Below are 13,090 nucleotides of genomic sequence, written 5' to 3'. Positions count from 1 at the left end.
GTGCGTGGATTATCAAGCCGATGCCATCGACCGTGTCATAAAAAATGCCATCAAAGTGATGGAGGACAGCAAATACCAAATGTTCGAAATATTGGAGGCGTCGCGGCAGGAGCTCGCGTCTCTCAATCATGAACTGCAGCGGACATTAAAAGAAACGACGGAAACCTTAGAGAAGGTGGATCAGCTGGAGCTGAACTACCGCCGATCCCGGATCCGGCTGACCGAGGTCAGCCGGGATTTCGTCCGGTACAAGGAAGAGGACATCAAGCAGGCGTATGAGAAAGCAACGCAGCTTCAGCTTGACCTCATGATCTACCGGGAGAAGGAAATGTATCTGAAGGCTAGACGAGATGAGCTGCAAAAGCGGGTTCGCAATGTCGAGAACTCGGTGGAGCGCGCAGAATCGATCGGATCTCAGATGGGCGTGGTGTTGGAATACTTGTCCGGCGAGCTGGGCCAGGTATCCCGAATCATCGAATCTGCGAAGAACAGGCAGGTCATTGGACTCAAAATTATTCTGGCGCAGGAAGAGGAACGGAAGCGCATATCCAGAGAGATTCATGATGGACCTGCGCAATTGCTGGCGAATCTGGTTCTTAGGACGGAAATTGTAGAAAGAATGCTTGCAAAGCAGGAATTTAAGATGGTGCAGGACGAAATAGTAGATTTGAAGGGCCAGGTGCGTTCGAGCCTGGAGGAAATGCGAAAAGTTATCTTCAATCTGCGTCCAATGGCACTCGATGATCTAGGATTAATCCCCACACTGCGTAAATATGTGCATGATTATGAAGAGAAATCGAAAATCCGCACGATCTTCGAGACACGGGGGAAAGAGCATCGTCTCTCTTCTGCGATGGAGGCGGCCATCTACCGGTTGGTGCAGGAAGCACTTTCGAATGCTGCAAAACATGCTTACCCGACTTATGTGCTTGTTGAAATCACGTACCAGGCGCAATTGGTCAAAATCGTGGTACAGGACAATGGCCTGGGATTCAATGTCGATTTGCTGGAGCAGAAAAGCAAGGACCACTTTGGGTTAATTGGCATGCGGGAGAGGGTTGAGCTGCTCGAAGGGAGAATGGAGATCGATTCAGCCGAGAATCAAGGAACTAAGATCGTGATTCATATCCCGACGAACGTAGAAAAGAGAAAGGAGTAATCGGATGGAACATTTGGAGAAAGAGAACACGATTATCAAAGTATTATTAGCGGATGACCACCAGCTGTTTAGGGAGGGTCTGAAACGCATACTGAATATGGAGGACGACATTGACGTGATCGGCGAATGCGGCGACGGCATTCAAGTGCTGGAGTTCTGCAACGAAGTGAAGCCGGATATCGTGCTGATGGACATCAACATGCCGACCGAAAACGGCGTTCAAGCGACCGAGAAACTACGTGAAATGTTTCCTGAGATCAAAGTTATTATCCTGTCGATTCATGACGACGAAAGTTATGTGTTTGAAACGCTCCGTAAGGGAGCGAACGGTTACCTCCTGAAGGATATGGAAGCCGAGTCACTGATTAATGCGATTCGTTCGGTACATGAGGGATATGCATTTATCCATCCGAAAGTAACGGGCAAGCTGATCCACCAGCTCCGCCGGATGACGTATGTAAACGAAGCAGGCGCGATGGCGGAGAGCGGTTCGCGTGAAGCTGGAGTCAAGTTTGTGGCAGGCGAGAACAACCCATTGACAAGGCGCGAAGCGGAAGTGCTTAGACTAATGGCCGAAGGCAAGAGCAACAAGATGATTGGGGAATACCTGTTCATTAGTGAAAAAACTGTAAAAAACCACGTCAGCAGCATCCTGCAGAAGATGGAAGTGGACGACCGTACGCAAGCGGTTATCAACTCGATCAAATATGGCTGGGTGACGTTGTAATCGCCGATCCGAATGCACGGACGCGTCTTACATAGGGAGGGAACTGCCAAGGGCGGTTCCTTTTTGTTATGATCATTGGGGGGTTACAGCATGGCTTAACCCTTTCGCTAACAAGCATACATAATAAATAACTGCTTATACCGCTGCCTTTTTTTTCAATACAGTGCCAGGGCTTTATTGGTATCGCAAGAACGGCGGCCTATCTTGTATGAGGGAATGTAGATAAACGTCTTGGTGTAGATATCAGACCCTAAAAGTCTCGAGGCAAGGGTATCCTGAAAAACCGGGGGAAACAACCCATGAGCCGTGGTCTGTCTCTTCTGTGAGGGTACAATCGATTAGACGGTAACAAGATATCGAACCGTACAGGTTCAAAAAGCCAGGAGCATTCTGATATCGCAAGAAAACATCCGCTAAGCGGTCTGGCTCTGTGAAGCAACCTCGATAGGTGCTTTTGTTAAGATATCATCTCGTACTAGCACCGAAGCAGGGGAATACGGATATCGCAAGAAAAACAACCACTTAACTGCGGTCTAGTGACTGTGAAGTAATTACGGTAGATGTTTTTCTGGCAAAAAAGCCGTTCCCGACAAGTTCCGTGTGGGCACCGGTTACATAACTGTCACCGTCCTTTCCTGATCAGCATATATTGTTGATAAGAGAAGGAGGTGAGTCTCATGGTTGCCCAATTGCTGTGGATACTCGCGGTGTACGGGATCGCTGTTGCTCTGGTTCATATCGTGCATGCCCGTCATCTCCGAAGAGCTAGTGAAGGCACGGGGCGGCGCAGGCATTATGTGCTGATCACGTCCAACCATGAGCGGCAGGTGGAATGGTATTTGAGAGCCCTTTCCTGGTATGCCCTGCTGAGCGGGACGCGCGTGCGCGTCACCGTCCTTGATGACCAGTCGTATGATGATACGTTAAAGATTGTCAAGAGATTGACTCATTTGTCCGGAATTGAACTGGTATACGGGACTTGGAGATCCGGTGATCCGGCATCACAAGAAACGGATGTCGATCCGAATGAAGACGAAGTTATACGAGTCGATCTGAGAAACCCGATGGAGGCTGTTCAGATTCCATATGTACAGGGATAAACATCGGCAAGTTGTTTGGGTTCCCGGGATGATACTCATATTGTTGAAGGCGTGAAGCACACTCCGAGCGTATAGAGAGGGGTGTGCTTTTTGCGTTTATTGGCGTATTGGGGTGGAAGATGTAGAGATCAGATGCTAATAAATCGTAGCTGTGACAGTATTCGACAAAAGGCGTTGTGAAAGGGAGGTGTTTTGGTTTGGGTGATCTGAGCGTTGAGGTGAGAAACAAATAGGAAATGGAAGTCACTGCAGTTAGATCAGGACGATTGTGCATCTATATTGATTTGAAACTAACTCAAACTCTGGCTTGAGATTCTATCTTCTATTAGCAGGATCGGCTAAAGGGTTTGAGTTGTTGAAGATGAGGAAGATAGGTATTCGAGAAAGGAGCATAATTAATAGTTATTCACGGAGTTCTATTGAATCTTTCATTCAATGCTTCCCCGACTGGTATTAGATCCACCAAATTTTTTGAACAAGGATTTGAAAAGCAACTGAAGCATGTTGTGAACTACCAAGTTCCAGTACCCATACATGATCTTTTGAGCTGTTTATACGTCTCAATATTGGAGTTGATGTCATGCAGATTGCCATATATGCCATTCGAGAAGCAGAGAAATGGAATTGCTATCTCTCGCTGGATATGAGGGCGGATCTTCAATGGTGGTATGGAAGAATGAGAAAGGCAGATGAAAGGGCTGGTACACCGTTTTTGGTGCTGCTGTCCTCTCGAGCACCACTGGGATGGGCTGTAGAAATCCAAGCGAAATTTCAGCCGGTTCCAGACATGGATCGATGGGAGAGGCCGGATTGGCTGAGATATATGTATCGGGCATTAAGCCCGTTTTTACTGCAAGAGCCGGAGAGCAGTAGGTCCAAATGGAGCGCCTTGTTGCAGGAAACTCAACTGTTGGATGGGACTTATCTAAGTTCCCTGATCGAAAAGGGAGCCGTGCTAGTGGACTGGGACGCACTGGTGCAGCAGGCGGAGCTGCTGATCGAGTGCATGGCCGGACGAGCCTTGCTTGCTGGCGAGGTCGAAGCATTGTTGGGGGAGGTTGCCGTGGGCACCGGCGACTGGCGCGCCGCGGCCCAGCTCGGCGTCCTGCTGGGCCGCCTGCGCTTGGAAGCGGGGCTGGCACAGCCCGCCCCGCGCAGAGGGCCCGGCTGGCTCCGCCGTCGGGCCATGGCCCTACGCTGCCGGCGCTGCGGCAGCGAGGCCAGGAGCCGCACGGCATGCGCCGCGTGCGGCTCGGCGGCTTGCGCCTATTGCGAGGCTTGCCTCGCGATGGGGCGCAGCCGCGCTTGTGCCCTGCTGCTGCATGGCACAGCAGGGTCGGCCGTGCGGGGCACGGCCGGGGGTTCCCCCACCGCGGCCTTGGGCCGGTGGGGGCTTAGCGCAGCGCAAAGCGCCGCCGCTGGCGCTGCGCTGCGGTTTTTGGCGGAGCCGCCCGCAGGGGGCTCCGCGGGAGCTGCCGCCCGGTTTCTCATCTGGGCGGTGACCGGTGCCGGAAAGACCGAAATGATCTTTCCGCTGCTGCAGTCCATTTTGGATGCGGACGGGCGCGTCTTGGTCGCCGCGCCAAGGCGGGATGTGGTGCTGGAGTTGGCACCTCGGTTATCCAAGGCATTTCCCCAAGAGACGGTGGTCACGTTATATGGCGGAAGTCCGGAGCGTTGGAAGCGGGGGAGCATCACGCTGGCAACGACGCATCAGCTGCTGCGATTCAGGGGAGCTTTTGATTTGATCGTGATCGATGAGATTGATGCATTCCCCTATCATAATGATCCGATGCTGGATTACGCGGCCAAGGGTGCTTGCAAACCGGGGGGAAATATATCTATCTGTCGGCTACCCCGCCAACGCCTCTACAGCGCGAAGCAGCTGCTGGCCGATTGCCACATGCGAAAGTTCCCGCACGCTTCCATGGCCATCCGTTACCCGTTCCTCAGAAACTGAAAATGTTTGCGGTGAGCCGCTGCCTACAAGAAAAAAAGCTTTCCCCACTCCTGGTTCGCAGCCTGAGTGCCTCTCTGAGACGCGGAGCTCAAGTGTTCCTGTTCGTTTCCCGGATCAAGCATATTGATCCTATTCTGGAACTGCTCCGCAAGGCGATTGCCCATATGCCGATTGAAGGGACTTCATCCATCGACCCGGAGCGGGCGGGCAAAGTGATGGCCTTCCGAAACCGCGAGATTCGCTTGCTGGTGACAACGACCATTCTTGAACGTGGGGTAACGGTTGCCAAGAGTGATGTTTTCATTTTGGATGCAGATAGCGAGCTTTTTGATGAAGCAGCCTTGATTCAGATGGCCGGTCGTGCGGGCCGATCCAAGGATGATCCGGCAGGTAGGGTAGTGTTTGCTGCGCCGCAATGGACCAGGTGCCAAAGCTCGGCAGTTCGGCAAATCAAGGCGATGAATCGAATCGCTGGTAAGGGCGGATATTTACGACAAGTTCAAGAATTGTCGGGTAAATAAGGGGGACTGTGAGCCAGCGTATGAGCGTTAATTAGAGTTCTCGTCCTCCTGATGTAATCTCATGGCCTTATGGAATCTAATAGATTCACTTAGATACTTTTTGCTCCCATACACTCTCATCTCTCATAGATACTCGCAGTCTTCCATAGATGCTTATAGTCTATTGGATTTCTTAGATTCTGTTAGATCCCCAGTGTCTCTCATAGTTCTTTGATTCTTATAACTCCAAACCATCCTTACATAACGAGGATAATAGATGACCGAAGATGACTGTTGGGGACATGGTAATGGATCGAGAGCTTCAACAGCTCCTGTGCATGGGGATTTAGTAAACTGCGGTTTCATCCGAATCGAGAGTTCGCGGTCAAAGCGCAAGTAAATATTAATCCTGAATCATTTAACTCATTCAATAATAAGCGAAATAAAAGGTTGTATCAGTGGCCGCAATGGCGATATGTACCTACTGTTTGTCCACTCTGTAGTCTTTTATCCGCAGAGCGGCATTCTTTTTTCAATCTAACCAAGAAAGGAAGGTTTGTATTTGATATCCAACGTCTTAAGTCAACTCTTCGGGCACATGCATCGTTTGCTAAAACCGATGGACGAGATCTGCCTCGCTTGCGGAAAAATAGGCTCATGTAACCAGGAACTTCCGGGGATATGCCATGCCTGTTATCGGCAGATTCCATGGATCAACAAACCCCGATGCTTGCGATGCGGGCGGGGAATCGGTTGTCCCGACTGTACTCGATTAGGCGTGAACGATCGGAGCTTTGTTTTGAATCGGAGTGCGGTAACCTATGACGCGCAGATGAGGGAGTGGCTGGCCCAGTATAAATATAGGGGGAATGAGCGGTACGCGTCTCTTTTGGTCGAGATGATGCTGCGAGCCTATACGATGTTCCATCGAGAGGCGAACGTCCGTATGTTTAATCCTCGTTTGAGGAACGCTCGTTGTGTGCCTTGGAGCATACATGCCGTCACTTCGGTTCCAGTTAGCCAGGAAAGGCTGCGGGAGAGGGGATTCAATCAAGCGGAAGTGCTCGCTATGGGGCTTGCCGCTAGTATTAAAACTCCTTATGCTCCGCTGCTGGAACGTAATCGTCACACGGATAAACAGAGTTTTAAGAGCCGGGTGGACAGGCTAAAGGATCTGGAGGGTGTTTTTGGCGCGTTACAGCAAGCACCCGAAGTGTTGTGGTCTATAAGTAAGCGGAGCGCAGCGAATACCGGTTCTCCAGAGAGGATATCTCGGATCATAGGGCCTCTCCGTATATTACTTGTCGATGATATCTATACCACCGGCAGTACGATTAACGCTTGTGCGCAGGTTTTGCGAGGATACGAATCCTTCTTGGAAATGCCCATCGAGATTTATAGTTTAACCTGGGCGCGCTCATAAACAACCGAAATAGGAAAAATATGTGGATTCTCCTTTCGAATGATAGACGTAGGCCTTCAGATAATGTAATCTAGGGGTATCAAAGGTTCTATGTGGCATGGAGGTTGTTGAGCATGAATTTGGGGAATTGCCCTCGGTGCGGCAAGTTATATACGGTGAATATTCGGGAAATGTGTCCTGAATGCATGAAAGTGATTGAGAAGGAATACGAGAAATGCGCAACCTTCCTGCGTGAGCAAAAAGGCGCAACCATCCATGAGGTATCTGAGGCTACGGAAGTATCCGTGCGGCAGATTACGAAGTTTATCAAGGAAGGCCGGATCTCGATTGCGAACGCTCCGAACCTGGCGTATCCTTGCGAAGTGTGCGGAACGTTGATTCGCGAGAGCAATATGTGCGAGTCCTGCCGGACCCGATTAACGAGGGAACTGAGGCAGGCTGCTGCTGGCGACCAGGAACATCAGCCTGGGTCCCGCAAAGATAGAGAGACTTATAGTGCAGTCGATAAACTGCGCAAATACTAACTTTTGAACTATTAACAATGTTTCATATCCGGCCGATAAACTTAGTAAAGCTTATCGGTCTTTTATTTTAAGTGAGGTGAATAGGGCGTGAAGATTAACGAATCGGGACGTGTGAACGGCATCAATTCGTATCAACGGAATATTGAATCTCGGGAGATGCAGCATATCGATAAGAAGAAACGCCGCAAGGATGAAGTATCAATCTCCCCGGAGGCGATGGAACTGAGTGCACAGAGTAAAGTACAGGATCCGGAACGCGCGGAGAAGATCCAGCGTTTGAAGGAAGCTGTAACCAACGGCACATATGAAGTGCCGGTTGACCGTTTGGCAGACAAATTACTCCCGTATTTTCAATCCTACAATAAATCAGGTGAGTCCAAGTGAGTGTACAGAATGTCATTTTAGCAATGACGAAGTTAAATGATGTCCATCTTGAAATGATAGACGTCAGTAAAGAGAAACAACAGGCAATCATTGATAATGATTCGTCGAACTTGACTCGGCTGATGACGATTGAAAATCGGTTGTTAAGACAGATGAACGAACTGGAACAGCAGCGCGTGGAGCAAGTGAATTTTTTCCTGCAGGAAAAGGGAATACGTTCCCAATTGAGTCTAAGCGTAACCGAGCTATCGCGGCTTGTATTCGATCCGAACGAAAAGCAAGAGCTTATGCAAATCCGTGATAGCTTGCTGAGTAACGCCATGATATTAAAAAGGCAGAATGAATTAACGACCCAGTTGCTTGAGCAGTCTCTGCATTTTATTGACTTCTCTTTAAATATAATCGTTGGTGTGGATGAGGAAATGATCTATAAGAAGCCTACGGACACTCCACCGGCTCTTTCGAATAAAAACAATTTTTTTGATGCCAAAGCGTAGCGTGGCACTTATTAAGGAGAGAACACATGGTATCTACATTTCACGGGATTGAAACCGCGAAGCGCAGCCTTTTTGCTCAGATGGCAGGCATGAACACGACCGGTCATAACATAGCAAATGCCAGCACTCCGGGGTACTCACGGCAAGTTGTAGGCTTGATCGCTTCACGTCCGCTGGCTATGCCAGGGATGTATAATCAGATATCTCCTGGCCAGCTGGGCACAGGTGTCGAAGTTAATTATATCAAACGTGTAAGAGATCAGTTTTTGGATCAACAATACTGGAACGCCAATCGCTCTCTTGGTGATTGGGAAGTACAAGCAGGAACGCTCTCTAAACTGGAAACGATTTTTAACGAACCTTCTGAGTCTGGGTTAACAACGGTTATCGATAACTTTTGGAAGGCTTGGTCTGAATTCAGCAAAGACCCTGAGAACGTAACTTCAAGAAAGATCGTCAGGGAAAATGCTTTGGCGATGGCAGAAGCTTTTAACGAAACCAGCAAGAAAATTACGGATATGCAGGCTGATCTAACCCAAGGGATTGCTGTAAATGCAGATCATATTAATACCCTGACCACTCAAGTGGCGCAGCTGAATTATGAGATTAACCGCATTGAAGGTTTTCGTGATAATGCCAATGATCTTAGGGATCAACGTGATCTCATCATTGATGAATTATCCCGTATGGCTAATGTAACTGTGGTGGAAGAAGAAACAGGATACCGGGTTACTGTGGGCGGGCTTGAGTTAGTCGCCGGAGACGCTGCTGTCCCTGTTACTCCTGCTCAACTAGAGACGGCCTATGGAAGCAACGGGCTAAATAGCGGGGAACTTTTCGGCATCATTAAATCCAGGGATGGTATCGTAAAAGATTACTTGGACCAATTGAACGAGTTGGCCAATACGATAGCTAACGGGGATGTAAGCATTACGATTCCAGCAGGTTCGGTACTTCCTGAAGGAACCGTATTAAATGGTATAACCTATAGCGGGACTACAAGAACATTAACCGCGGATACGACAGTAACTGTCAAAGGCTTGAATGGGCTTCATAAACTTGGGTATCTATTTACTTCACCCGCTCAGGCTGCCGGGGACTTCTTTAGCTCGAAGGATGGTGGGCCAATCACGGCTGCCTCATTTAGTGTTAATAATGCCATTGTCCAGGATCCTAATAAAATTGCTTCCTCACTGCGAGTTGTAGCGGGCACTAATGGGGATGAAGTAGTGAAAGGAAATAATACGCTTGCTTTATTGATGTCTCAGCTTAGAGAACGGCCGTTTACATTTAACGCCATAGCAAGTAACAATGGCATAACGACAGGTACCGTAGACGATTACTACCGGGCTGTTATGGGGCAATTAGGCGTACAGAGCCGGGAAGCCTTAAGACAACAAGATAATAACCAGCTGCTAGTAGATCAGGTTGATTCCAGAAGACAATCGGTAAGCGGAGTTTCTTTAGATGAAGAGATGTCGAATTTGATCAAGTTGCAGCACTCTTATGGAGCTGCTTCCCGTTTTATGACCACTGTGGATCAAAACCTGGATAAAATCATTAACAGCATGGGCGTTGTAGGTAGATAGAGGAGGCGATAGTTCATGGCTTTACGCGTTACACCAGGTATGATGAACCTGCAAATGATCCGGAATATTAATACGAATTTAGTGAGAATGGACGGCAATATGAATGTGCTTTCTACAGGCATGAAGCTAAATAAGCCGTCTGACGATCCTGTAGGGATTACATATTCATTAAGATATCGGAGCGAGTTATCGTTTAATGAGCAGTTTCAGAAAAATGCGGACACGGCGCTATCATGGCTAGAATATACGGACACGGTAATTGGTCAGGTCAATGATATTTCGCAGAGGGCTAATCAATTGTTAGTTCAATCCGTGAACGGCACGAATCCTCAAGAAGCGTTAAATGCTGTTAATACTGAACTGCAGCAAATTTATGAGCAATTAGTAACTTTAGGAAATAGTAAATTTAACGATAAATATATTTTTAATGGTCAGTTAACTGATCAAGCTCCATATGATGAGGCGTTGGCACCTACACAGGATACAGATACTTTTGGAATTACGTATAAGTTTACAGAAGGAGCTTCCTTAGCTGTTAACGTTTCAGGGCAGGATGTGTTTGGTCTCCCAACTGATCCAGATAATTTATTTGGAGTCATTCAAAGAATCCAAGCAGCACTTAATCTAGATGATAAGGCCGCAGCCCAAGCTGAACTAGGGAACATGTCTACTAGACTTGCAAAAATAAATGAGGCCCGTTCAGAAATTGGAGCCAAAACGAATAGGGTTGATCTTATTAACAATCGGCTCGGTGATTTGGAAATGAACCTTACTGCAATGCAATCAAAAGTAGAAGATGCAGATTATGCAGAAACGATTATGAAATTAAAACAAGATGAAAGTGTGTATCAAGCCTCTTTGGCTACAAGTGCAAAAATAATGCAAGTTAGTCTACTTGATTATTTGAGATAGTAAAAAGAGTATGACATAAAATTGGTTGGAAGGTGATTGAATGAATTTACAGCGTTTGTCCATACGTCAGACCTTTGCTAGTATAGGGATCGAAACGCGCTCTGGTCAACATAATATTCAATCACCTCCTGGAGAGTTGACTGTCGAGACGGCTCCTGCAGCTTTAGATGTTCAAAAAAGATCAGGGGAATTAGTAGTTGATAGTTCCAAAGCTTGGATGGCATTAGGAAAAGGAAACCATTTAGAATGGATGCAAATGATTTCCTCTCAAATGGAGCAACAATATTTAGTCAATGTATCTAGAATCGTTGAGGAAGGTAATAGGCTTGCGCAATTTACAAAGAGGGGAAACACGATTGCAGATATAATGGCGCAGCGTATACAAGAGAAGACAATCGTTGAATACAATGGGGCAGCATCTTCAGATCATGTACGGGTTCGATATAATCCTACAGTACTTGATATGAATTGGACCCCGCATCAGACAGTTGTTAATTACAATCCTAAGCGCCCGGATATTTCTTTTTCCCCTGCTAAAGTTGAAATCTACCTAAAGAATAAAAACAACCTTGATATTTGGGTTAGTAACTATGATATATTTGCTTAAGGAAAACTATAGCTGCTTAGCTGTAGTTTTTTCTTATAGGAGGCGATGCAAAATGGTACAACAATTGAATGCGATGAGAGTGTCGTTTGAAGGAAGTATTCTTGGATTTGAAAAACTAAATGAGTTTGAATTAGAGGTGATAAAGGACACTTCATTTCTATATCTAAAAAGTCTTGAACAACCCGATATTGCTTTTTTAACAACATCGCCGTTTGAATGGTACACAGATTATTCCCTTGTTCTAGACGAACGTATAAAAAATAAATTGCTATTAGAGGATCCTGAAGGCACTTTAGTGCTGTGTATTGTCACTCTGCAAGACTCTCTTGATACTTCGACAATTAACTTAGTAGCTCCATTGATAGTGAATGTTGAGAAAAGGCTGGGGAATCAGCATGTACTTCAAAAAGTGGGTTATCAAGCAAAGAGTCCGTTAATCGTTAAGAAAGACCTGGAAGAGGAGGAGGTATGAATGCTTGTACTATCTAGGAAACGCGGAGAATCAATAATAATTAACAACGATATCGAGATATATATTTCGTTAATCGAAGGGGATAATGTGAAAATAGGAATCAGGGCTCCGGAACATGTTATTGTTCTTAGAAAAGAATTAGTCGAAGAGGTCGAGGCGAGTAATCGTGAAGCGATATCAAAAGTACTTGATCCGAATTTATTATTGAAAATAAAAAAATAATTTTGGTTTTGGTATCAACATTTTCTGGTTCCTTCCGATATAAATAATGTAGGACGAGATGCCTACTTCACAAGGATGTGAAATTTAAATCTCAAGGAGGAAAAACAATGATTATCAACCACAATCTTAACGCGATGAATTCTCATCGTAACCTGGTGTTTAACAACACCCAACAAGGAAAGTCAAGTGAAAAATTATCCTCAGGATACCGTATCAATCGAGCTGCTGATGATGCTGCTGGTCTTGCAATCTCAGAGAAAATGCGCGCTCAGATCAAATCTTTGAACCAAGGCATGCGTAACGTTCAAGATGGTATCTCTTTGGTACAAACAGCTGAGGGTGCAATGACTGAAGTGTCTGATATGTTGGGACGTATGAAAGAGCTAGCTACTCAAGCAAGTAACTCTACGTATACTACTAATGATTATGCTGCAATGGATCAGGAATACCAACAGTTGAAAGCTGCAATTGATGATATTGCAACTAAAACTACCTTTAACGGTCAGAAACTGCTTGATGGTACAGGTTCAGCAACAACTGATATTCAATATGGTGCTAATAGTGGCGATAAGGTTACTATTGATTTAAGTGCTATTGATGTTAAAGCGGTAACTCTTGGAGTTGCTGGTGTAGGTAGTGCAACCGATGCTCAGGCAGAGTTGGCGAAAGTTGATACTGCTATCGAAACAGTTAATACTGCTCGTGCAACACTAGGGGCTTATCAGAATCAATTGGATCATGTCTACAATAACATCGGTGCCACTGCTGAGAACCTTCAAGCTGCTGAATCACGTGTGCGTGATACAGATATGGCCGCAGAAATGATGAAGTATACTAAATTCAATATTTTGCAGCAAGCTTCTACAGCAATGCTGGCACAGGCAAATCAAGCACCTCAAGGTGTATTGCAATTGCTTCGTTAATCGTCTTAATGGTTATGAAGCCCGCTATCTAATAGCGGGCTTTTTAAATATCAACACACTCTAATAAAATTAACGAGAATTTACGATATTT

At 46.5% G+C, this 13,090-nt stretch carries 12 protein-coding genes and 1 pseudogene; all 13 read left to right on the top strand.

The features are described 5' to 3' along the window. Window positions 1–4 precede the first annotated feature (4 nt). The 13 genes and pseudogenes from P0X86_RS30365 to P0X86_RS30305 all read left to right on the top strand — a co-directional run bounded on the left by P0X86_RS30365 (window position 5) and on the right by P0X86_RS30305 (window position 12,999). Complete coding sequence (locus P0X86_RS30365) at window positions 5–1,159, top strand: sensor histidine kinase (RefSeq protein ID WP_009594214.1); 1,155 nt, start codon at window positions 5–7, stop codon at window positions 1,157–1,159. A gap of 4 nt (window positions 1,160–1,163) precedes the next feature. Further along, the gene (locus tag P0X86_RS30360) at window positions 1,164–1,886 is read left to right on the top strand and encodes a response regulator (RefSeq protein WP_009594205.1); all 723 of its coding nucleotides are present in this window, start codon (window positions 1,164–1,166) and stop codon (window positions 1,884–1,886) included. Between the two features lie 677 nt (window positions 1,887–2,563). Further along, window positions 2,564–2,986, top strand: coding sequence for a hypothetical protein (locus tag P0X86_RS30355; protein WP_015737728.1), 423 nt, complete (start codon window positions 2,564–2,566; stop codon window positions 2,984–2,986). 580 nt (window positions 2,987–3,566) lie between these two features. After that, window positions 3,567–5,467 (top strand): annotated as a pseudogene (locus tag P0X86_RS30350) (helicase-related protein). Window positions 5,468–6,982: 1,515 nt separating this feature from the next. Further along, window positions 6,983–7,393 carry a TIGR03826 family flagellar region protein gene (locus tag P0X86_RS30345; protein ID WP_009594229.1) on the top strand — a complete coding sequence of 137 codons (411 nt, stop codon included), beginning with the start codon at window positions 6,983–6,985 and terminating at the stop codon, window positions 7,391–7,393. Between the two features lie 87 nt (window positions 7,394–7,480). Further along, window positions 7,481–7,777 (top strand): flagellar biosynthesis anti-sigma factor FlgM, encoded by a 297-nt coding sequence (gene flgM, locus P0X86_RS30340; protein ID WP_015737724.1) that lies wholly within the window; start codon window positions 7,481–7,483, stop codon window positions 7,775–7,777. Then, window positions 7,774–8,274, top strand: a complete 501-nt coding sequence (locus P0X86_RS30335) for a flagellar protein FlgN (protein ID WP_277747215.1) — start codon at window positions 7,774–7,776, stop codon at window positions 8,272–8,274. The genes flgM and P0X86_RS30335 overlap by 4 nt, the downstream gene beginning before the upstream one ends. Before the next feature lie 26 nt (window positions 8,275–8,300). Continuing rightward, window positions 8,301–9,863, top strand: a complete 1,563-nt coding sequence (gene flgK, locus P0X86_RS30330) for a flagellar hook-associated protein FlgK (RefSeq protein ID WP_277747214.1) — start codon at window positions 8,301–8,303, stop codon at window positions 9,861–9,863. 15 nt (window positions 9,864–9,878) lie between these two features. Next, window positions 9,879–10,775 carry a flagellar hook-associated protein FlgL gene (flgL, locus tag P0X86_RS30325; RefSeq protein ID WP_277747213.1) on the top strand — a complete coding sequence of 299 codons (897 nt, stop codon included), beginning with the start codon at window positions 9,879–9,881 and terminating at the stop codon, window positions 10,773–10,775. 40 nt (window positions 10,776–10,815) lie between these two features. Continuing rightward, a complete protein-coding gene (locus P0X86_RS30320) occupies window positions 10,816–11,382 on the top strand; it encodes a DUF6470 family protein (RefSeq protein ID WP_277747212.1) in 567 nt (188 codons plus the stop codon). 52 nt (window positions 11,383–11,434) lie between these two features. Continuing rightward, complete coding sequence (locus P0X86_RS30315) at window positions 11,435–11,854, top strand: flagellar assembly protein FliW (protein ID WP_277747211.1); 420 nt, start codon at window positions 11,435–11,437, stop codon at window positions 11,852–11,854. Then, a complete protein-coding gene (locus tag P0X86_RS30310) occupies window positions 11,855–12,076 on the top strand; it encodes a carbon storage regulator (RefSeq protein WP_277747210.1) in 222 nt (73 codons plus the stop codon). A gap of 107 nt (window positions 12,077–12,183) precedes the next feature. Further along, entirely contained in the window at window positions 12,184–12,999 is an 816-nt protein-coding gene (locus P0X86_RS30305) for a flagellin N-terminal helical domain-containing protein (RefSeq protein WP_277747209.1), read from the top strand. Window positions 13,000–13,090 lie beyond the last annotated feature (91 nt).

The organism is Paenibacillus sp. BR1-192, from assembly GCF_029542445.1.
GTDB lineage: Bacteria > Bacillota > Bacilli > Paenibacillales > Paenibacillaceae > Paenibacillus_AQ > Paenibacillus_AQ lautus_A.
The sequence above is the reverse complement of the archived record's forward strand: the minus strand, read 5'-3'. Positions and strand labels throughout refer to the sequence as shown.